A 20,392-nucleotide genomic window follows, 5' to 3' on the forward strand; every position below is an offset into this window, starting at 1 on the left:
GGAATGAGCGCGCGTGAGGAGATTCTTTCCCGGATCCGTAAGGCCGTCGGGGGCGCCGAGGACGTCGAGATCCCGCGCGGTTACCGCACCGAGCGGCAGGTGGACGACCTCGTGGGCCTGTTCGCCGAGCGGGTGGACGACTACCGGGCGATCGTGCACGTCGTCCCGTCGGCCGAGGTCCCGGCCGTGATCGACGCGTGCGTCAAGGACAAGCGCATGGTCATCCCGGAGGGGTTCGGCCGCGACGGCGGCTGGGACGACCTCAGGACGGCCGACGGCGTGCTGACGAACTGCGCCGTGGCCATCGCCGAGACCGGCACCATCGTCCTCGACCACGGCCCGGGCCAGGGGACGCGGGCGCAGACGCTGGTGCCCGACTACCACCTGTGCGTGGTGCGGGCCGACCAGATCGTGCCCGGCGTCCCGGAGGCCGTGGCGCGGCTCGACCCGTCCCGCCCGCTCACCTGGATCAGCGGCCCATCGGCCACCAGCGACATCGAGCTGAACCGGGTCGAGGGCGTGCACGGCCCCCGGACACTGGAAGTGGTGATCAGTACCTGAGGACGGCCGCCACGTCCGAGACGGCGTCGGTGAACCACAGCTCGGCGTCCGTCATCGCGGCCGCCCTGGCCAGGGCGGAGTCGGAACGTTCCTGGATCGGCTCGTTCACGCCCCAGCGGCGCAGCTCGGCCGGGTCGGTGGCCACCTGCGTGCCGCCCTCGCCGATCCAGACCGGCTTCGGCAGCTCGCCGGGCAGCAGCAGCGCGTGCACCCGTCCCTCGCGCAGCGCGTGGCAGACCCGCGCCATCCCGACGGGGCCGTCGGACTCCTGGTGCCGCTCCAGCAGCTCGGCGCGCCTGCGGTCGAGCCACTCGTCGAGGGAGCGCTCCACGTCCTGCTCGAACTGCCCGTGGTCGTCGCGGCTGCCGTGCTCCACCATCGTCACCCGGTCGGCGGACTTCGTGCCGAGGTGGTGCAGCAGGAACGAGCGCGACTTCGGCTCGCCCGCCACCAGGATCACCTCGGTGCCGAGCCGGCGTACCTGCTCGTCGATCTCCTGGGCGACGGCCACCGCGTTCTTCTCCCACGCCTCGTCCACGGCGCGTTCGTAGCGTTTCTGCGACCAGCCGCCCTGCGCGGTCTTCTGCAGGGGCCACGCGGCGGCCTCCACGGTCGCCTTGCGCGGCGAGCCGCCGCCGAAGGCGGTGAGCTCGGCGCCCGCGTGGTCGATGATGACCCGCAGATGCGGCACGTTCTCGCCGCGCTGCATGAGCAGGGGCGTCACGTGCGGCAGCGGCGACCACATCGCGAGCTCGCGCGGCGTCCGGTCGAGCGACTCGGCCAGCACCACGTCACCGTGCGTGGCGAACAGCGCCCGCCCGGCGGCGGCCCGCATCGCCTCCTCCCGCAGCGCGTCCACGGTCGCCTTGTCGGCGTGGCCGTCCTGTTCGAGCCGGTCCCGTACGCCGCGCCAGTGGCTCTCCCGCTCCGGCCCGGTCAAGGCGCCCACGTAGACCGACGCGTAGGGGCCGCGGCGTTCGTACAGGGGGCGGATGAAGTCGAGCCGCACGGGTCACCACCTCCCCTGCTCGACGCCGATGCCGAGCGACTGGGCGATGTCGGCCATGTTCTCGAAGTTCCGATCGGGGAGGGCCTCGACCATGTCGAGCACCCGATCGGGCGCGCCCTGCCGCTGGGCGCGCCGCAGCAGGTCCTCCTTGGAGGTCGGCCAGTGGGTGTCGCTGAGCCATCTGGCCAGTTCGCTGCGGACGTCCACGTCCTGTTGCGTCATGCCCTCGGGCACACCGGGCTCGTGACCGGGCGGGTACGACTGCGTGGACTCCTCATCGGCCGACCGCATGGCCTCGGGCTCCTTCCATTCCTCGGCGTGCGTCGAACCACCGCCGCGCACCATGCCCTCGGTTTCGTGCTTCTGCTGGTCGTCCATGCGGGGCCCGTGCTTGTCGCTCCCACGTTGCATAGTTCCCTCACTCCTCTCAGTGCGCCCCTACCCCCGCTTTCGTGGGCAAACATCGCCGGTGTGTAGCCTGCCGAGCGTGTTCGATCCCGACGTGAGCATCGCCACCGCCCGGCTCACGCTCCGGCCGTTCGGCCCTCAGGACGAGGCTCGGGTCCGCTCGATCGTGCAGTCCGGCGTACGGTTCCTCCCGCCGGGCGCCCCCTCCGATCTGTCAGGCGTCCAGCAGTGGCTCAGGAACGGCGTGCACCAGCCGCACCGCGCCGGCCAGGGCATCCACCTCGCGATGACCGGGGCGGACGGGCTCATCGTGGGCGCCGTCAGCCTGTTCAAGACCTCGTGGACGGCCGGCACGACCGAGGTCGGCTACGCCGTCCACCCCCTCCACCGCAACCGCGGCCTGGCCACCGAGGCCGTACGCGCGCTGACGGCCTGGGTGTTCGCCACCACCCGGCTGCGCAGGATCGACCTGACCGCCAACCTGGACAACCTCGCCTCGCTCAGCGTCGCCAGGAAAGCGGGCTTCACCTGGGAGGGCGTGCTGCGCGACGCCGTACTGGAGGAGGACGGGCCGCACGATCTGGTCGTTCTCGGCCTGCTGCGCGAGGACGGCGGCCCGCCCGTTCCGCTGCTGCCCAGGAACAGCCTGCGCACCCCGCGGCTGCTGCTGCGGCCGCCGTCCGAGCAGGACGTCCCCGACCTGGCCGCCACCGGCTCCGACCCGTTCACCCAGGCCATGACCGGCATCCCGCGCGGCTACACCGAGCCGCACGCGCGGGCGTTCATCGAGCACACCGAGCGCATGCGCCTGCGGGGCCAGGGCATCGCCTGGACCGCCGAGGAGCTGGCGAGCGGCCGCTTCGCCGCCGACGTGGACCTGCGCGATCTCGACTGGAACAACAGGACCGCAGAGGTCGGCTACATGACAGCGCCGTGGGCCCGCGGCAGGGGGTACGCGGGGGAGGCCGTGCTGGCCATCGCGCGCTGGCTGTTCCACCGGCACGCCTTCCGCCGGCTCCAGCTGCGCGCCTCGGTGGCGAACACCGCCTCCCAGCGGGTCGCGGAGAAGGCCGGCTTCGTCCGCGAGGGCGTCGCCCGCGCCTGCCTGGGCGGCGACGACCTGATCGTCTACAGCCTCGTCCCCTCGGACCTGGACTGAGGGCACAGCGGACTGACCTCCGCACCCTTTGTGAAACCCCTCGGCAACCGTCACCCTTGAGGGAAGGACGGTGAGGCAGTGATGATCACGGTTGTCGGGTGGGACGGATCCGAGCTCTCGGCCACGGCGGTGGCCAGACTGCAGGAGGCCGCGCTCGTCGTGGGGCCCGACGCCCTGCTCGGGCGGCTCGCCCTGACCGCGGCGACCGTGCCCGACGGCTCGCTGTTGCAGACCCTCGACGACCACCTCGAACAAGGCGAGGGCCCCGCGGTCGTCCTCGCCGAGGGCGATCCCGGCTTCTTCGGCGTCGTCCGCGCCCTGCGCGCCCACGGCCTCAAGCCGGACGTCCTGCCCGCCATGTCGCCGGTCACCCGCGCCTTCGCCCGCGCCGGGCTCAACTGGGAGGACGCGCTGGTCGTCGCCCCGTCCGGCCCGGGCGAGCTCGGCCGGGTCGTCAACGCCTGCCGCGCCCACGCCAAGGTCGCGCTGCTGGTCGCGCCCGGCGTCGGCCCCGCGGAGATCGCCAGGGAGCTCGCCCCCACCACGCCCCGCGTGCTGATCGTCTGCGAGGACCTCGGCGGTCCGGACGAACGCGTCACGCACAGCCGCATGGGTGAGGCCACCACCCGGCCGTGGAAGGACCCCGACGTGGTCCTCGTCATCGATCCGCTGCAGCGGCCGAAGGAGGCGAGCTGGGTCGCCGGCGCGCAGCCGGGCCCGAAGGAGTGGGCGCTGCCGTTCGAGAGCCGGGTCCCGGCCGAGGTCAGGGCGTACATCCTGGCCAAGCTCGGCCCCCGGCTCGGCGACCTGGTGTGGGACGTCGGCGCGGGCGCCGGCGAGATCGCCGTCGAGTGCGCCCGGCTCGGTGCGGCCGTCATGGCCGTCGAACGCGACGAGGAGCTGTGCGCCCGGTTGCGCGCCAACGTGCTGGCGCACGGCGTCAAGGTGGCGTTGACCAGGGGCCAGGCCCCGCCCGCGCTGGAGCCGCTGCCCGACCCCGACGCCGTCTACGTGGGCGGCGGCGGCCCCGACGTGGTGGCCGCCTGCGCCGCCCGCGGCCCGCGGGCGCTGGTGTGCGCGCTGCGCAAGGTCGAGCAGGTCACCGCCGTGCTGGAACAGCTGCGCGAGCACGGCTACCGCGGTGAGGGCACCCAGATCCTGGCCTCCCGGCTGAAGCTCGACCCCGACGGCTCCCACCGGCTGACCGCCGCCGAGCCCTTTTTCGTGGTGTATGCCACACCCGCGCACTCAGCGTGACCTGTCCCGTACCAGTGCGGATCGGTTATCCTCGCGTGACTTTGTCTCACCGCACCGGAGATCCCTCACCATGAAGCCGCCGCTCCTGCTGATCGGGCAGGGCTCCCAGGACGACGCCTACGCCGCGGAGTTCGGCAGGTTCGTCCACCGCCTGCGTTGCCGCCTCGACCAGACGGGCGCCGACGTTTCGGGTGGCTACCTGGAGCGGGCCACGCCCCGGCTCAGCGAGTCGGTCGCCTCTCTGGTGGCCCGAGGGCACCACCGGCTCGTGGCGCTGCCGCTCAGCCTGAACAGGCTGGACGAGGAGCTCTCCGACGCGCTGGCCCTGGAGCAGCGGCGGCACCCGACCCTCATGTACGACTACGGCCGCCCTCTCGGCCCCGACCCGCGCGTGCTGGCGCTGCTGGCCGAGCGGCTCAAGGAGGCCGCGGCCGACATCTCCCGGCCCCGCGCGCTCGAACTCGTCGGCGCCCGGCCCCGTCTGCGTCCCGTGGACGCGACGCCGACCGACGACCCCCACGCGCACGTCGAGCCGGGGGAGACCGCGGTCGTCCTGGTCGGCGAGGGCTCCACCGACGCCACCGCCAACGCCGAGATCCACCGGGTCTCCCGGCTGTTCTGGGAGACGCACGCCTACGACTACATGACCGTGGAGACCGCGTTCGTGTCGCTCACCCCGCCCGGCGTGCCCGGCGGGCTCGAACGCTGCCGCCGCCTCGGGGCCAAGCGCGTGATCGTGGTGCCCTACCTGCTGTTCGCGGGCGGCATGCTGGAGCGCGTGTGGGCGCAGGCCCTGGCCTACGGCGCGGGGCACCCCGACCTCGACATCCGGTGCGCCGAGGTGATCGGCGACTGCGAGACCCTGGCCGACGTCGTGATCGACCGTTACGAGGAAGCGCTGCGGCTCGTCCCGCAGGAGGAGGCCGTCCGTGCTCGCTGAGACCATCGCCGCCATCCGCTCCGCCGACCCGCAGGCCGTCGCCGACGCCCGCGCCCACCAGGACCGCCTCACCAAGCCGCGCGGCTCCCTCGGCGTCCTCGAGGAGATCGCGGTACGCCTCGCGGGCGCCGCCGGCGTCAGCCCGCCGCCGATGCCGGGGCCCGCGGCCCTGGCCATCTTCGCCGCCGACCACGGCGTCTACGCCCGTGGCGTCTCCCCGTGGCCGCAGGAGGTGACGGTGCAGATGGTCGCCAACTTCCTGGCCGGCGGCGCGGTCGCCAACGCCTTCGCGGCCCAGGCCGGGGTGTCGGTGACCGTCGTGGACGTGGGCGTCGCCGCCGACCTGCCCGGCGCGGCCGACCTGGTCGACCGGAAAGTCGCGTACGGCACCGCCGACATGACCCAGAGCCCGGCGATGACCGCCGACCAGGTGCTCCAGGCGTTGGAGGTGGGCATCAGCGTGGCGCGTGAGCTGGTCGCGAAGGGCGCGCGCTGCCTGATCACCGGCGACATGGGCATCGCCAACACCACCGCCTCCGCCGCGCTCGTCTCCGTCTTCACCGGCAAGGACCCGGCCGAGGTGACGGGGCGCGGCACGGGCATCGACGACGAGACACACGGACGCAAGATCGATGTCGTCCGCGAGGCCCTGCGGGTGAACGCGCTGTCCGGCGCCTTCGAGCCCGGCGAGGCGTTGCGGGCGCTGGCCGCCGTCGGCGGGTTCGAGCACGCGGCCATCACCGGGTTCATCCTGGGCGGCGCGGCGGCGCGCGTGCCGGTGGTCCTCGACGGCGTGATCGCGGGCGCCGCCGCCCTCGTGGCAGCCGCGCTCGCCCCCGCCTCGGCCGACCACTGCGTGGCGGGTCACCGCTCCGCCGAGCCCGGTCACGCCACCGCGCTCGCCCACCTCGGCCTGCGCCCGCTGGTCGACCTGGAGTTGCGGCTCGGCGAGGGCACGGGCGGCCTGCTGGCGTACCCGACGCTGTGCGCGGCCGTCCGCGTGATGCACGAGGTCGCGACCTTCGATTCGGCGGGAGTGACGGAAAAGTCCGTGTGATGATGGGGCCGTGTCACGTTATGGAGCGATGTACGGCCCCGACATCACCTTTCTCGGTATAGACCGCTGCGACGTCGCCGATCCGGCCAGTTACGAGGGCGCCGACGTGGTGATCATCGGCGCCCCGTTCGACGGCGGGACCTCCAACCGGCCGGGCGCCAGGTTCGGCCCGATGGCGCTGCGCCAGGCCTGCTACCTGCCGCACGACGGCTCCAGGCCCAGCCTGGCGCTGCGCGTCGACGCCCTGCGCGACCTGCGGGTGCTCGACGCGGGCGACGTCGAGTGCTACTCCGGCGACGTGGAGGGCTCGCTGGCGGCGATCGAGGAGGCCGTGCACCGCATCGCCGCCTCCGGGGCGATCCCGCTGGTGCTCGGCGGTGACCACACCGTCGCGCTGCCCGACGCGCGGGGCACCGCGCGGGCGTACGCGCCGGGCCGTACCTCGATGATCCACTTCGACGCCCACGCCGACACCGGCGACATCAGCTTCGGCCACCTGTACGGCCACGGCCAGCCCATGCGCCGGCTCATCGAGTCGGGGGCGATCAGGGGCGACCGGTTCCTGCAGCTCGGGCTGCGCGGCTACTGGCCGGAGCCCGAGACGCTGAGCTGGATGGCCGCCCAGAACATGCGCTCGTACGAGATGACCGAGATCGTCGCCCGCGGGCTGGAGGAATGCCTGACGGAGTCCTTCGGGATCGCGCTCGACGAGTGCGACCAGGTCTTCCTGTCGGTGGACATCGACGTCTGCGATCCCGGGCACGCCCCCGGCACCGGCACGCCCGAGCCGGGCGGGCTCACCGCCAGGCAGCTCCTCGACGCCGTGCGCCGGATCTGCTACGAGCTGCCGGTGGCCGGGATGGAGGTGGTCGAGGTGGCGCCGCCCTACGATCACGCGGACATCACCGCGTACCTCGGGAACCGGGTTATCCTTGAGGCCCTGTCAGCGATGGCCAGACGCCGCAGAGACGACGAAGGCGGGCCGCGCTGGGATCCGCGACAGCCTCTGCTTGACGGCCGTTAACACGTGCGCAGCAAATGACATGGTCGAAGCCGGTAGGTTTACCTCTTAACACAAGCTTCGCGAACGGGAGATTCCCCCCATGGGCCCATACCTCCTCGGCCTGCGGCTCTCCGGCCGCCGGGTTCTCGTGGTGGGCGGCGGCCGCGTCGCGCAGCGGCGGGTCCCCGCCCTGCTCGACGCAGGTGCGGAGGTCACCGTCGTGTCGCCGTCCGTCACGCCGGCCCTCGACGACCTGATCGCCGCCGGCCGCGTCACCTGGCACGCCCGGGCGTACGAAGTCGGCGACTGCGACGGCGCCTGGCTCGTGCAGGCCTGCACCGACGACCGCTCCGTCAACACCGCGATCGCCGCCGAGGCCGAGGCCAAGCGCGTGTGGTGCGTCCGCGCCGACGACAAGGACGCCTCCGCCGCCTGGACACCCGCCTCCGGCCGGGTCGGCGAGATCAGCGTGGCCGTCACCGCGGGCGGCGACCCGCGCCGGGCCGCCGGCATCCGCGACGCGGTCGTCGAGGCGCTGCGCGACGGCACGGTCGACGCCCGGCGCAACCGCACCAAGCCCGTGGGCGTGGCCCTCGTCGGCGGCGGCCCCGGCGACCCCGGCCTCATCTCGGTGCGCGGGCGACAGCTCCTCGCCCAGGCCGACGTGGTGGTCGCCGACCGGCTCGCGCCGCGCGCCCTGCTCGACGAGCTCGCCCCCGACGTCGAGCTGGTCGACGCCGCCAAGGTCCCCTACGGCAGGTCCCTGCCACAGGAGACGATCAACGAGCTGCTCGTCGACCGTGCCCGCCAGGGCAAGTTCGTGGTGCGGCTCAAGGGCGGCGACCCGTTCGTGTTCGGGCGCGGCGGCGAGGAGATGATCGCCTGCGCCCAGGCCGGCATCCCCGTGATCGTGGTGCCCGGCATCACCAGCGCCGTCGCGGTGCCCGCCGCCGCCGGGGTGCCGGTGACCCACCGCGGCGTCAGCCAGGAGTTCCACGTCATCTCCGTGCACGTGGCGCCCGACGACCCCAAGTCGACCGTCGACTGGCCGGCGCTGGCCCGTTCCCACGGCACGCTGGTGCTCCTGATGGCCGTCGAACGCCTGCCAAAAGTGGCCGAAGCACTCATCCAGTACGGACGTTCGCCGGAGACTCCCGTAATGGTGGTGCAGGACGGTACCCTTCCGACCCAGCGGGCGGTTGCCGCTTCGCTTTCCACCGTGGCCGACCGCGTGTCCGCGGCTGGGATACGGCCGCCGGCGATCGTCATCGTCGGCGACGTCGTGAGGGTCGGCCAGGAGGTCGAGATGGTTCGAGCGGAGCGCTTGCCGTGAACACGGCCATGGATGACGGGCGACACGAGTCACCTGGGGAGCAGACGTTGCGGTTCCGCCCGGTGACCGACGATGACCTCGAAGGGGCGCGTCCCGACGCCGGCCCCAACGGCGAGCAACCCCACCCCACACCCGACGAGTCCGACGACCGTTCTGGGCGCGATCTCGACGACCAGGGTGATTCTGGGCTCGGCGTGCGTGCTGAGGCCGCTTCCGAGGGTCGGCGTGAGTTCGGGTCTGACGACCGTTCTGGGCGCGATCTCGACGACCAGGGTGATTCTGGGCTCGGTGGGCGTGCTGAGGGCGCTTCCGAGGGCCGGCGTGAGTTCGGGTCTGACGACCGTTCTGGGCTGCGGTCCGGCGATCGGCACGAGCCCGCGTTCGGCGGCGGTGCTGGGGCCGTACGTGACGACCGTCGTGAGCCCGGTGCGCGTGAGCGGCGTGACGGCGGGGAGTCGGGCGGGCCTCGTGACGGTGCGGTGGCGGGCGAGGAGGAGCCGCCTGCGCGCAGGCCGTCCCTCTTCGAGAAACCGGCCGCGCTGCGGCAACCGGCCGCTCGGGTCTTCCCTCCGGCTGAGCCGGAGGAGCCGTCCGGGCGTCCGTCCCTCTTCGTCCGGCCTGCGTCGCTCGACGGTCCTGGCCCTGACGCCGAGGCGTCTCTCGGGGGGCCTGACCCGGATGCCGGGGCGGGCACGGCACAACGGCCGTCCGATGAGCGGTCGTCATCGGCGAGCCCGTCTCCCACGGCTGAGCCGGAGGAGCTGTCCGGGCGTCCGTCCCTCTTTGTCCGGCCCGCGTCGCTCGACGGTCCTGGCCCTGACGCTGAGGCGTCTCTCGGCGGGCCTGACCCGGATGCCGGGGCGTCTCTCGGCGGGCCTGACCCGGATGCCGGGGCCGGCACGGCACAGTGGCCGTCCGATGAGCGGTCATCGGTCTCCCCGTCCTTCACGGCCGAGCCGAGCGAGGAGAAGCACTCCTCGGCTCACCTGACCTTCAAGCCCGAGAGCGAGCCCGAACCCGAGCCCGAGTCCGCGTTCGCGCTGCCCTCGGCTTCCGACGGGGACTCGGCCTCCGACGGGGACTCGGCGGACAAGGTCACCTCCGCGTGGCGTTCCGGTAGCGCCAGTGACGCGGAAGCAGACGCAGCCATTGACGTGGCAGTGGACAGCGACACCGCCGAAGTGGGCCGCGGCGACGCCACCGGAAGGCGGCCCGGCATGACCGCGGAAGCGGGGAGCACCGGCGACGCCGTCGAAGACGGGGAGGCGACGCAGGACGACACCCCCGAGGCCGCCGTCACTGCGGTGAGCGCCGCTGAGACTGCTGCGACTGAGACCACCGGCACCTCCGACGCCTCAGCCGAGACGGGTGACGACGACGCCGCCAGGGCGGTGGCCGACGGCGCCACCGATGCGGGCGGGCGTGCGGCGGGCAGCGAGCCCGCCGAAGCCGCCGGCCGTGCGGGCGATGGCAGATCAGCCAACCCTGCGACAGAGGCTGAGCCTCGCGAGGCTGCCAACGCTGGCGGCGATGGTGAGCCCCGCGAAGCGGCAGACCGTACGGCAGACGGTGAGGCGGACGGCGAGGCGGACGGCGAGGACGGCGCAGTGGCCGGCCGTGTGGCGGACGGCGAGGAGGGCGGGGCGGATGGGCGTACCCGGAAGGACAAGAGCGCTGAGGGGGGCGGGGAGGCACCGAGCGGTGAGGTAGCCGGATGGGCGGCGGCCACGCCCGTCGGTGAGGGCGTGGCCGAGGAGGAGTTGCCCGCCGAGGTGGCGGAGGCGCTCACGACGGCGCTGGCCACCCTGCGCGACACCGTCGCCGGCCTGCGCTTCGGCCTCGACCTCCCCGGCGCCGAGGAGGCCAAGAAGGCCAGGGCGGCCCTGCTCGCCCAGCTCGACGACTACGTGCTGCCGCGGATCAGGACGAGCACCGCCCCCGCCCTCATCGTGGTCGCGGGCTCGACCGGCGCGGGAAAGTCCACCCTGGTCAACACCCTGGCCGAGAAGAACGTCTCACGCACCGGCGTACGCCGCCCCACCACGGGCACCCCCGTCCTGGCCTGCCACCCCGACGACCACAAGTGGTTCGCGGAGGGCGAGCTGCTCGGCACTCTCCAGCGCCTCGACAGGCCCGCAGCCGGCACCGCCGAGCACGGTCTGGTCATCGTCCCGACCGAGAAACTCCCGCAGGGCGTCGCGCTGCTCGACACCCCCGACATCGACTCGGTGGTCGAGGAGCACCACGAGATCGCCCACCGCATGCTCGACGCCGCCGACCTGTGGATTTTCGTGACCACGGCCGCCCGCTACGCCGACGCCCCCGCGTGGAGCCTGCTGCGGCTGGCCAAGGAGCGCGGCGCGCGGTTGGCCATCGTCCTGTCGCGGGTGCCGCAGAGGTCCACCGATGTGGTGCTCAAGCACTTCGTCCGCATGCTGACCGAGTACGGCCTGGGAGAGATCGACCGGTTCGTCATCCACGAGTCCAAGGTCGCCGACGGCAGGCTGCCCGACAGCGAGGTCACCGAGTTGCGGCTGTGGCTGGCCGAGCTGTCCGTCGACGACAAGCGCCGGGCGTGGGCCGTACGCGAGACCCTCGACGGTGTGCTCAACAGCTTCCGCACCCGCGTCCCCGCGCTGGCCAAGCATCTGGAGGCGCAGGTCGCGTTCCGGGCCGAGCTGCGCGGCGACGTGGAGGCGGCCTTCCTCGGGGCGCTCGCCGACCTCGACAAGGCCTCGAAGAACGGCTCGCTGCTCCACGGCGAGGTGCTCGCCCGCTGGCAGGACTTCGTCGGCTCCGGCGACCTCATGCGTTCGCTGCGGCTGCGCAGGCGCGGGCGGGCGGCCAGGCAGGCCCCCGAACGGGTGCTGGCGTTCAAGGCGGCGATCCGCGCCGGGCTCGAGTCGGTCATCGTCGCCGCGGCCAACCGGGCGTGCGAGGAGGTGGCGGCGCGCTGGCGGCACCGTTCCCCGCTGGGCGCCAAGCTGGCGGAGAGCCTCGACCGGCCGTCAGACGACCTCGTCCGCCACACCGGCCGTGCCATCGCGTCCTGGCAGGACCACCTGATGGAACTCGTACGCACCGAAGGGGTGGCCAAGCGCTCGGTGTCGAAGGTCGTCTCGTTCGACCCCGACTCGCTCGCGCTGATCTTCATGGTCGCGATGTTCAGCGGGGGCAACGGCGAAGGGGTGCCTCACCGGCTCGTCAACGCCGTGCTCGGCGCCGAGTCCTTGCGCGGCATCGGCGCCAAGGCGTTGAGCGACCTGCGGGCGAGGGTCGGCATGCTGTTCGACGAGGAGGCGCTGCGTTACGCGCAGGCTCTAGACTCGGCCGGCATACCTGACGAATCCGCCGCAACCCGCCTATACCAGGCAACGTACAACTTTGAGGTCGCTCGATGACCACCATGACCACCAAGCCGGGGCTCGCCGCTCGGCTTTCCGCGCTCGCCAAGGTGGTGGAGCTGGGCCGAGGGCGGCTCGACAAGAAACTGCTCGACGAGGCCGCCATGCTGCTGCTGCAGGCCGGCGACCGGCTCAAGCTGTCGTCCGAGCACACCGTCGTCGCCCTCGCGGGCGGCACGGGCAGCGGCAAGTCGTCGTTGTTCAACGCGATCTCCGGGCTCGAGCTGTCGCCCACGGGCGTACGCAGGCCGACCACCGCCCGTACCCACGCCTGCGTGTGGGGTGTCGAAGGGGCCGGGCCGCTGCTCGACTGGCTGCAGATCCAGGAGCGCCACCGTTTCTCCCGCGCCAGCGCCCTCGACAGGGGTGACGGCCAGCTCCACGGCCTGATCCTGCTCGACCTGCCCGACCACGACTCGATCCGGGCGCTCGCCGACACCGAGGCCGACCGGCTCATCGGCCTGGCCGACCTCGTGGTGTGGGTGCTCGACCCGCAGAAGTACGCCGACGCCTCCACCCACCGCCGCTACGTGACGGAGCTCGCCGGACACGAGGCGGTGACGGTGTTCGCGCTCAACCAGGCCGACCGGCTGACCGCCGAAGAGCTGGCCGAGCTGGTCATCGACCTCAACGATCTGCTGCGCCGCGAGGGCGTCGAACACCCGAGCGTCGTACCGACCTCGGCCGCCACCGGGCGCGGCGTAGAAAGCCTCAAGAGCGTCATCGCCACCGCGGTCGCCCGCCGGCGCGCGGCGATCCACAAGCTCGAAGCCGACCTGCACCGGCTCGAACGCCGCATCAGCGAATCCATGCCGCTGGGTGAGGCGCTGTCGTCGCCGTCGTCGGTCGACGAGGCCCGCCGGCTGGGCTTGACGGACGCGCTGTGCGACGCGGTCGGCGTGCCCGCGGTGGGCGACGCCATGGAGAACGTCTACGCCGAACGGTCCAACCAGTGGGTCGGCTGGCCGTACCCGCGGTGGATCGGGAAGTTCCGTACCGACCCGCTGAAGAGCCTCCGGCTGGACGACGTGAGCAAGGAGATCCGCGGCATCACCACGGCCTCGGTGAGCGCGCAGTCGGCCGAGGTCGGCAACGCGGTGCAGGCGCTCGCCGACGGTCTGTCCATGGGGATGCACCCGGTGTGGCGCACGGCCGTGCACAAGGCGGCCAGGTCGAGGTCGGGCCAGCTGCCGCAGGCCCTGACGGACGACCTCGCCCAGGTGGCGCCGCAGCTCGACCGCGTGCCGACGTGGTGGCGGGCGCTCATGCTGTGGCAGTACTTCCTGGTGCTGGCCTTCGTGGCCGGCCTGGCCTGGCTGGCCGTGGGGCTGTTCATGCCGGAGCAGCTGCCGCCGTCGCTGGAGTTGCTGGGCGACAGCGCGACACTGCCCTGGGTGGGGCTGGCCATGGCGGCCGTTCTGGGGCTGGGGGCGTTGTCGGGCATCGCGTCACGCAACTTCGTGGAGTTGGGGGCGTCGCGGGAGCGCGAACGGCTGGAGCGCGAGATGCGCCGCAAGGTCGCGGCGGTGTCGGCGACGATGGTGGTGGAGCCGGTGGAAACCGAACTCAACCGCCACCACTCCTTCTACACCGCCCTCCGCGACCTGTCCGCCTGACACTGGAACGGCCGGACCGCCCTGTTCGACCCCGCGGTCCCGGTCACCCAACCTTTGTGGTCCCGGCGAAGCTGGCTGTCGCTGTTCTACGGCGGCCAGGCCATGCCCAACCTGTACGTCGCGCTGTCCGCCGTGGCCGCCACCGGGTTCGTGGCGCTGGGCGGACGGTCATGGGCGATCGCGGCAGTCACCCAACCTTTGTGGTCCCGGGCACTCAACCTCTCGGTCTCCGACGCCGGCCGCCGGTCGCAGGTGACGTCGGCGGCTGGGCGTCGTTCGGCGTCGGCCGTCAGCAGGCGAACCCTTCCGCATGCGGTGGACGGGAGTCCGGCCCGGAGGGGTGGCCGGATCCGTCATCCACAGGCGAGGCGCACGCGCCTCCCTCTTTCCACAGAACCCCGTTCGGCGATCTGCGGCCGTGCCCGCCTGCGGCACCGTGTTCCCAGGTCGCGGGCAGTCGGCCCGCCGCATGGGAGGAATCACATGAACGACATCTACATCACACTCACCGGAAACGTCGCGGCAGAGCCCAGGCAGTACAACTTCGACGACGGCACCAAGGTCACCTCGCTCAAGGTGTTCACCTCACACCGCTATTTCGACAAGAAGACAGGCCAGTGGACCGACGGCGAGCGGGTCTGCTTCACGGTCCGCTGCTGGCGTGCCCTGGGGGAGAACGTCGCCACCTCCGTCCGCGCGGGACACCCTGTGGTGGTGTCGGGCAAGCTGCGCATCCGCGAGTTCGGCGCGGAGAACGAGCGACGCTTCGTGCCGGAGATCGAGGCCAGCGCGGTGGGCCACGACCTGCGCTGGGGCACGGGCGCCTTCACCAAGCCCGAGCGGGGCGGGGTGGGCACGATCAGCAAGGAGATGCGCGACCGGCTGGACGAGGAGACCCGCGACTGGGCCATGGGCACCCGCGCCGTCCGCCCCGTCACCTCCGACCACGCCACGACAAGCCCGTTCAGCGCGGACGACGGGAACGTACGCATCCTGGGCGCCCCCACCCTCGGAGCCGATGCCGACGAAACGCCCGCTGACACCGCCGACCAGCTGACAGAGGAACGAGTGGCAGCGTAACGCCCGCCCCGTGCGGGGGCGCCACACCAACCCAGCGCCTCCGCACGCCGGGCCCTCCAGGGGCGTCCCTCCGCAACGGATGTCGAGCGGATCCGGCGGGCCCCGAACGCCGTGCACGCTGCTACGACAACGAACACAGCGTGAGCACAACACCGAGTGGCTCCGTCATGATCAACACCCAGCACGGGTTCACGCCCGGGCGCCGATCAGTACTCAGCACGGGTTCACGCCCGGGTGCCGATCAGTACTCAGCACGTGTTCACGTCCGCGTGCCGATCAGCGCAAGCACGGGATCACGCCCGCGTGCCGATCGGTCCATGCACGTGGCCATGGCGACGGGGCTGAGCGCCGCGCCGATCCAGGTGGTCACGCCCAGAGCGGTGTTGAGTGCTGGGGTCGCATGTGACCGTTCATCGCACCGGCTGCTGATCAAGGAAGTCCGGGGGTTGGGCTGGGAGCGTACGAGGAGCTCCAGCGAAGGACCGCGCTGGGCAACGGCCTGTGACAGAAGCGATCGCGCGGAGGTGCGGAGAGGGGGGGTGAGGAACCCCGTGCGGCCGGATCTCGTGAGCGGATGGAGGACGGGCGGGGGTGGATGGAGGGGGGAGGAGGGGGGCATCGGCCAAGTCCCAGTGACACCCCCGAAGGTGGGCCGATGGTGTGTTGCCCCGTATCAATCTGGCTAGGGCAGCTGGTCGGTCCAGGTTACGCCCCGCACCATGGTCGCTCCTTTCCAGCGCTGCGCTCCATCGCCGCCCGCTCCTGGCTGGGGCGGGTCGGCTGTCAACGTACCGGTTCCCGTCGCGCGACGCACCCTCCGCAATTATTGTGTTACACATCGTTAGTCAGGGAGGAGACGGGATGGCGGTTACCGGTCACGCCTCGGTCAAGTCTCGCGGCGGTGTGTCAACGCTTGCTGGTCGCTGGCCGTTGCTCGGGCAACGTCGCAGCTTGGTGCTCTACCTGTGCGCCATCGTCGCTCTCGATCTCGGGGCGATCGCTGTGTTGGGGGCGTCCACCGCCTTCCGGTGGCAGGACGCGCTCACCTTCGGCGCGTTGATGGCGTGCGGGGCAGTGTGCATCGAGGCGAGCAGGCGGCTCGGCATGCCGGCGGGTGTCTCGCGAGACCTGTTGTCGGCCTGGTGGCTGCCGGTGGCGTTGCTCCTGCCACCGCTCTACGCGTTGTTCGCCCCCATCGTGCTGCAGGTCTTGCTCCAGGTGCGGGTGCGGGCGACGGTGCTGCACCGGCGGGTGTTCAGCTCGGCGGCGATCGGGCTGGCAGGCTGCACGGCCAGCGTCGCCTTCCACCAGGTCGTCGAGGACCCGTGGTCGTTGTCGCGGGGGAGCGGCCCGCCGATCCTGTCCGCGGTGGCGGCCGCCGTGTTGTTCGCCCTGCTGAACATCGGGCTCATTGCCGTCGCGGCGCACACGGCCGACCCTGACATCACCTGGCGGGAGGTCCTGTGGGACCGGGAGAGCGTGCTGCTGGACGTCGTCGAGCTCTGCCTCGGCGTCACGGTCGCCATCCTGTGCGGCCTCAACCTCGCCCTGCTCATCCTGGCGCTGCCACCCGTGGTGCTGCTCCAGCGCAGCCTCCTGCACGCCCAGCTCCAGGCCGCAGCCCGTACGGACGCCAAGACCGGGCTGCTCAACGCGGCGGCCTGGCAGCGTGAGGCGGACACCGAGATCGTCCGCGCCCGCCGCACGGGCGACAGCCTGGCCCTGCTGATCATCGACATCGACCACTTCAAGCGGGTCAACGACGCCCACGGCCACCTGGTCGGCGACCAGGTGCTGGTCGGGGTGGCGAGCACACTGCGCGGCCAGCTCCGCGACTACGACGTGGTGGGGCGCTTCGGCGGCGAGGAGTTCGTCGTGCTGCTGCCCGGCGCCGACAACGTGGAGGCCCGCCAGGTGGCCGAGCGGCTGCGCACGCACGTCAGTCTCATGGCCATCCCGGTGGACGACAGCCTGGTCAGGGTGACCGTCTCGACCGGGGTCGCGTTGATGAACGTGCACGGCGACGACCTGATCGACCTGCTGGCCGCCGCCGACCTGGCGCTGTACCGGGCCAAGGAGCTGGGGCGCGACCGCGTCTGCGTTCCGGCCGTGCAGTCCCCGCCGCCACGTTCGCTGCCTCACGAGCCCGCCTCCTGACCGGCGCGAACGAGCGGGCCGGGTGCGCGTCGGGAGGAGCGGCGGAAGCCTGGCTGGAGAGCCCCTAAGCTAGGGGGCATGCCGGAGTACATCTACACGCTGCAGCGCGTGCGCAAGGCGCACGGCGACAAGGTCGTGCTCAACGACGTCACTGTGTCGTTCCTGCCCGGAGCCAAGATCGGTGTCCTGGGGCCGAACGGCACCGGAAAGTCGACGCTGCTCCGGATGATGGCCGGTCTGGAGCAGCCGTCCAACGGCGACGCCAAGCTCATGCCGGGCTTCACGGTGGGCATGCTCCAGCAGGAGCCGCCGCTCAACGAGGAGAAGACCGTCCTCGGCAACGTGCAGGAAGGCGTCGCCGAGACGATGGCGATGCTCCAGCGCTACAACGACATCGCCGAGCAGATGGCCACCGACTACAGCGACGAGTTGCTGGAGGAGATGGGCAAGCTGCAGGAGCAGCTCGAGCACCGCAACGCTTGGGATCTCGACAGCCAGCTCGAGCAGGCGATGGACGCGCTGCGCTGCCCGCCGCCCGACGCCGACGTGACCAAGCTGTCCGGTGGTGAGCGTCGCCGGGTCGCCCTGTGCAAGCTGCTGCTGGAGGCGCCCGACCTGCTGCTGCTCGACGAGCCCACCAACCACCTCGACGCCGAGAGCGTGCAGTGGCTGGAGCAGCACCTGGAGAAGTACGCCGGCACGGTCCTGTCGGTCACCCACGACCGCTACTTCCTCGACAACGTCGCGGGCTGGATCCTCGAGCTCGACCGCGGCCGGGCGTTCGTGTACGAGGGCAACTACTCCACCTACCTGGAGGCCAAGGCCCAGCGGCTCAAGGTGGAGGGCCAGAAGGACGTCAAGCGCAAGAAGCGCCTGGAGGACGAGCTGGAGTGGGTCCGCTCCAACCCGAAGGCCCGCCAGACCAAGAGCAAGGCCCGCCTCCAGCGCTACGAGGAGATGGCGGCCGAAGCCGACAAGCACCGCAAGCTCGACTTCGAGGAGATCCAGATCCCGCCGGGCCCGCGCCTGGGCACGACGGTGATCAAGGCGGACGAGCTCACGAAGGGCTTCGGCGACCGCCTGCTGATGGAGGGCCTGACGTTCGACCTGCCGCGTAACGGCATCGTCGGCGTCATCGGCCCCAACGGCGTGGGCAAGACCACCCTGTTCCGCATGATCACCGGCAGCGAGACGCCCGACACCGGGTCGATCATCGTCGGCGACACGGTCAAGATCTCCTACGCCGACCAGACCCGGGGCGGCATCGACCCCAACAAGAACGTCTGGGAGGTCGTCTCCGACGGGCTCGACCACATCAAGGTCGGCAACGTCGAGATGCCGTCGCGGGCCTACATCGCGGCGTTCGGCTTCAAGGGCCCCGACCAGCAGAAGAAGGCCGGAGTCCTGTCGGGCGGCGAGCGCAACCGGCTCAACCTGGCGCTCACCCTCAAGCAGGGCGGCAACGTGCTCCTGCTCGACGAGCCGACCAACGACCTCGACACCGAGACCCTGTCGTCGCTGGAGAACGCGCTGCTCGAGTTCCCCGGCTGCGCGGTGATCACCTCGCACGACCGGTGGTTCCTCGACCGCATCGCCACCCACATCCTGGCGTGGGAGGAAGGCTCGAACTGGTTCTGGTTCGAGGGCAACTTCGCCGACTACGAGAAGAACAAGATCGAGCGTCTCGGCGCCGACGCCGCCCGCCCGCACCGGGTGACGTACCGGAAGCTGCACCGCGACTGACGGTGTGACGCCGTAACGGATTTCCATCCGTTACGGCGTCACACCACCCGCGCACGTGGCCGCGACACCCATGACACGAACCCCCGCCGGCTGCCGGGGTTTTCCTGCCGGTCGACAGTGCCGCGCGGTCGCTCGAGCCGCCCGAATTGGTGAGGCCCCCTGCCTCCGGGAAATGTCGGTGCGGTCATCTACGGTGGTGCCGTGACGGGCAAAAACTGTCCGTGGGAACCGCCGCTCGCCGGCACCGAGGCCGAGCACCTCGTCGGTGCGCTCGAGCGTCTGCGCGCGACGTTCCGCTGGAAGACCGACGACCTCGACGCGGCCGGGCTGCGGACCCGTATCGGGGCCTCCTCGCTGACCCTCGGCGGTCTGCTCAAGCACCTCGCGCGCGCCGAGGAGCAGATGTTCAGCACCAAGCTCAGCGGCACCTCCATCGGCGCGCCGTGGGCCGCCGCAGACTGGGACGCCGACCCCGACTGGGATTTCAACTCGGCCGCCGATGACACTCCCGACGCCCTTTACGCGCTCTGGGACACCACCGTCGAACGGTCCCGCGCGAGGCTCGACGCGGCTTTGGCCAACGGCGGGCCCGGCCAGCTTGTCCACCTCTCCTCGCCCGATGGCCGCCATGCCGCCCTGCGCCGGCTGCTCTGTGACCTGATCGAGGAGTACGGACGGCACACCGGGCACGCCGACCTGCTCCGCGAGGCGGTGGACGGACGGGTCGGTGAGGACCCGCCGGCTGGATGGCGGGCGAAGGGGAGCCGATCACGCCTGACCTGACGTCGGGCTTTGGGCCGGCTGGGAATCCGATGGGGCGGATGGGAGGTGCGCTCGTGGCTGGGCCGGAATACACCGCGGCCGACATCATGGTGCTCGATTTCGACGAGCACGTGCGCAAGCGCCCTGGCATGTACTTCGGTGTGGCGCTCGATGATCCGCGGCTGCCGACCCAGGTCTTGTCCGCGGTCGCGGGGCATGTCGCGCATCCGGCGGCGAGCGTCGCAGAGGTGCATTCCCTGTCGGCCGTGATCGACATCGTCGGCGATCTCTGCTTGAGGATGACGGTGGATCAGCCGCACGCCTGGCAGGACGCTCCGGCGTTGGGCTGGTTCGGCTCCCTGATTGGCCCCGAGTGGTGGCAGCCGGCGGCAGCGGCGGCGCTGTGTGAGAAGGCGTCCGTCGAGATGTGGCGCGACGGACGGGGCTTCCGCCAGGACCTGGAGGGCATCGACGTGCACGGCCCGTACTGCGACGCGGCGCACGGGCCGGGACACATCATCCTCCGAGACCGCCGTCACGGCACTTCCCGGCGATGCCGGTGACGTGAACTCGGGGCGTGCGTGAGCGGAACTGCCCGGCAGCGCCCGGTACGGACCCGGTACTGCTCGTTGCTCGAATGGTTCGGCGGCGTCGGTGAGGTGGGCGCGGGGGTGGGTGAGTGTCTGGTAGTGCGGGTGAGGTGCATATTCGTGTGGTGCTGGTGAGGTCATCTGCCTCGCGGTGTCGGGCAGGTTCGGGTCCGGTGCTGCTGGTTGCTCGAATGGTTCGGCGGCGTCGGTGAGGTGGGCGCGGGGTGGGTGAGTGTCTGGTAGCGCGGGTGAGGTGAACATTCGGGCGGTGCCGGTGAGGTGAACGTTCGGGCGGTGTTGGTGAGGTCATCTG

17 protein-coding genes are annotated in these 20,392 nt (G+C 71.7%); 14 read left to right on the forward strand and 3 right to left on the reverse strand.

Going from position 1 to position 20,392, the window contains the following annotated elements; translation table 11 throughout:
* Nucleotides 1-3 precede the first annotated feature (3 nt).
* The gene (locus tag ACIBP6_RS05650) at nucleotides 4-561 is read left to right on the forward strand and encodes a lactate utilization protein C (RefSeq protein WP_397049084.1); all 558 of its coding nucleotides are present in this window, start codon (nucleotides 4-6) and stop codon (nucleotides 559-561) included.
* Here ACIBP6_RS05650 and ACIBP6_RS05655 read toward each other — a convergent pair.
* Both ACIBP6_RS05655 and ACIBP6_RS05660 read right to left on the reverse strand, forming a co-directional pair.
* A complete protein-coding gene (locus tag ACIBP6_RS05655) occupies nucleotides 551-1,570 on the reverse strand; it encodes a baeRF2 domain-containing protein (protein ID WP_397049086.1) in 1,020 nt (339 codons plus the stop codon). The genes ACIBP6_RS05650 and ACIBP6_RS05655 overlap by 11 nt on opposite strands.
* Before the next feature lie 3 nt (nucleotides 1,571-1,573).
* Nucleotides 1,574-1,981: a DUF2795 domain-containing protein gene (locus ACIBP6_RS05660; RefSeq protein ID WP_132615638.1), complete on the reverse strand. Its 408-nt coding sequence runs from the start codon at nucleotides 1,979-1,981 to the stop codon at nucleotides 1,574-1,576.
* A gap of 76 nt (nucleotides 1,982-2,057) precedes the next feature.
* Between ACIBP6_RS05660 and ACIBP6_RS05665 the strand changes: the two genes are divergently transcribed.
* The 6 genes from ACIBP6_RS05665 (at nucleotide 2,058) to cobA (ending at nucleotide 8,727) form a co-directional block, all read left to right on the forward strand.
* Nucleotides 2,058-3,137 carry a GNAT family N-acetyltransferase gene (locus tag ACIBP6_RS05665; protein WP_397049087.1) on the forward strand — a complete coding sequence of 360 codons (1,080 nt, stop codon included), beginning with the start codon at nucleotides 2,058-2,060 and terminating at the stop codon, nucleotides 3,135-3,137.
* A gap of 81 nt (nucleotides 3,138-3,218) precedes the next feature.
* The gene (gene cbiE, locus ACIBP6_RS05670; protein WP_397049088.1) at nucleotides 3,219-4,394 is read left to right on the forward strand and encodes a precorrin-6y C5,15-methyltransferase (decarboxylating) subunit CbiE; all 1,176 of its coding nucleotides are present in this window, start codon (nucleotides 3,219-3,221) and stop codon (nucleotides 4,392-4,394) included.
* A gap of 70 nt (nucleotides 4,395-4,464) precedes the next feature.
* Nucleotides 4,465-5,334, forward strand: coding sequence for a sirohydrochlorin chelatase (locus tag ACIBP6_RS05675; RefSeq protein ID WP_397049089.1), 870 nt, complete (start codon nucleotides 4,465-4,467; stop codon nucleotides 5,332-5,334).
* Nucleotides 5,324-6,391: a nicotinate-nucleotide--dimethylbenzimidazole phosphoribosyltransferase gene (gene cobT / locus ACIBP6_RS05680; RefSeq protein WP_397049090.1), complete on the forward strand. Its 1,068-nt coding sequence runs from the start codon at nucleotides 5,324-5,326 to the stop codon at nucleotides 6,389-6,391. Before ACIBP6_RS05675 ends, cobT begins: the two co-directional genes overlap by 11 nt.
* Nucleotides 6,392-6,401: 10 nt before the next feature.
* Nucleotides 6,402-7,415 (forward strand): agmatinase, encoded by a 1,014-nt coding sequence (gene speB, locus ACIBP6_RS05685; RefSeq protein WP_132615643.1) that lies wholly within the window; start codon nucleotides 6,402-6,404, stop codon nucleotides 7,413-7,415.
* Nucleotides 7,416-7,494: 79 nt separating this feature from the next.
* A complete protein-coding gene (cobA, locus tag ACIBP6_RS05690) occupies nucleotides 7,495-8,727 on the forward strand; it encodes a uroporphyrinogen-III C-methyltransferase (protein ID WP_132615644.1) in 1,233 nt (410 codons plus the stop codon).
* A 29-nt stretch (nucleotides 8,728-8,756) separates the two neighbouring features.
* Here cobA and ACIBP6_RS05695 read toward each other — a convergent pair whose 3' ends face one another.
* Nucleotides 8,757-9,275 (reverse strand): hypothetical protein, encoded by a 519-nt coding sequence (locus ACIBP6_RS05695; protein WP_397049091.1) that lies wholly within the window; start codon nucleotides 9,273-9,275, stop codon nucleotides 8,757-8,759.
* A 606-nt stretch (nucleotides 9,276-9,881) separates the two neighbouring features.
* Between ACIBP6_RS05695 and ACIBP6_RS05700 the strand changes: the two genes are divergently transcribed.
* The 7 genes from ACIBP6_RS05700 (at nucleotide 9,882) to ACIBP6_RS05730 (ending at nucleotide 20,052) form a co-directional block, all read left to right on the forward strand.
* The gene (locus ACIBP6_RS05700) at nucleotides 9,882-12,128 is read left to right on the forward strand and encodes a dynamin family protein (protein WP_397049092.1); all 2,247 of its coding nucleotides are present in this window, start codon (nucleotides 9,882-9,884) and stop codon (nucleotides 12,126-12,128) included.
* Entirely contained in the window at nucleotides 12,125-13,747 is a 1,623-nt protein-coding gene (locus tag ACIBP6_RS05705; RefSeq protein ID WP_397049094.1) for a GTP-binding protein, read from the forward strand. The genes ACIBP6_RS05700 and ACIBP6_RS05705 overlap by 4 nt, the downstream gene beginning before the upstream one ends.
* Before the next feature lie 483 nt (nucleotides 13,748-14,230).
* A complete protein-coding gene (locus ACIBP6_RS05710) occupies nucleotides 14,231-14,827 on the forward strand; it encodes a single-stranded DNA-binding protein (protein WP_397049096.1) in 597 nt (198 codons plus the stop codon).
* Between the two features lie 954 nt (nucleotides 14,828-15,781).
* The gene (locus ACIBP6_RS05715; protein ID WP_246075679.1) at nucleotides 15,782-16,984 is read left to right on the forward strand and encodes a sensor domain-containing diguanylate cyclase; all 1,203 of its coding nucleotides are present in this window, start codon (nucleotides 15,782-15,784) and stop codon (nucleotides 16,982-16,984) included.
* 78 nt (nucleotides 16,985-17,062) lie between these two features.
* Nucleotides 17,063-18,727: an energy-dependent translational throttle protein EttA gene (gene ettA / locus ACIBP6_RS05720; RefSeq protein ID WP_132622943.1), complete on the forward strand. Its 1,665-nt coding sequence runs from the start codon at nucleotides 17,063-17,065 to the stop codon at nucleotides 18,725-18,727.
* Between the two features lie 201 nt (nucleotides 18,728-18,928).
* The gene (locus ACIBP6_RS05725) at nucleotides 18,929-19,510 is read left to right on the forward strand and encodes a mycothiol transferase (protein ID WP_397049098.1); all 582 of its coding nucleotides are present in this window, start codon (nucleotides 18,929-18,931) and stop codon (nucleotides 19,508-19,510) included.
* Between the two features lie 53 nt (nucleotides 19,511-19,563).
* Complete coding sequence (locus ACIBP6_RS05730; protein WP_397049099.1) at nucleotides 19,564-20,052, forward strand: hypothetical protein; 489 nt, start codon at nucleotides 19,564-19,566, stop codon at nucleotides 20,050-20,052.
* Nucleotides 20,053-20,392 lie beyond the last annotated feature (340 nt).

Origin of the sequence: Nonomuraea terrae, from assembly GCF_044465245.1 — a bacterium.
Classification (GTDB): domain Bacteria; phylum Actinomycetota; class Actinomycetes; order Streptosporangiales; family Streptosporangiaceae; genus Nonomuraea; species Nonomuraea terrae.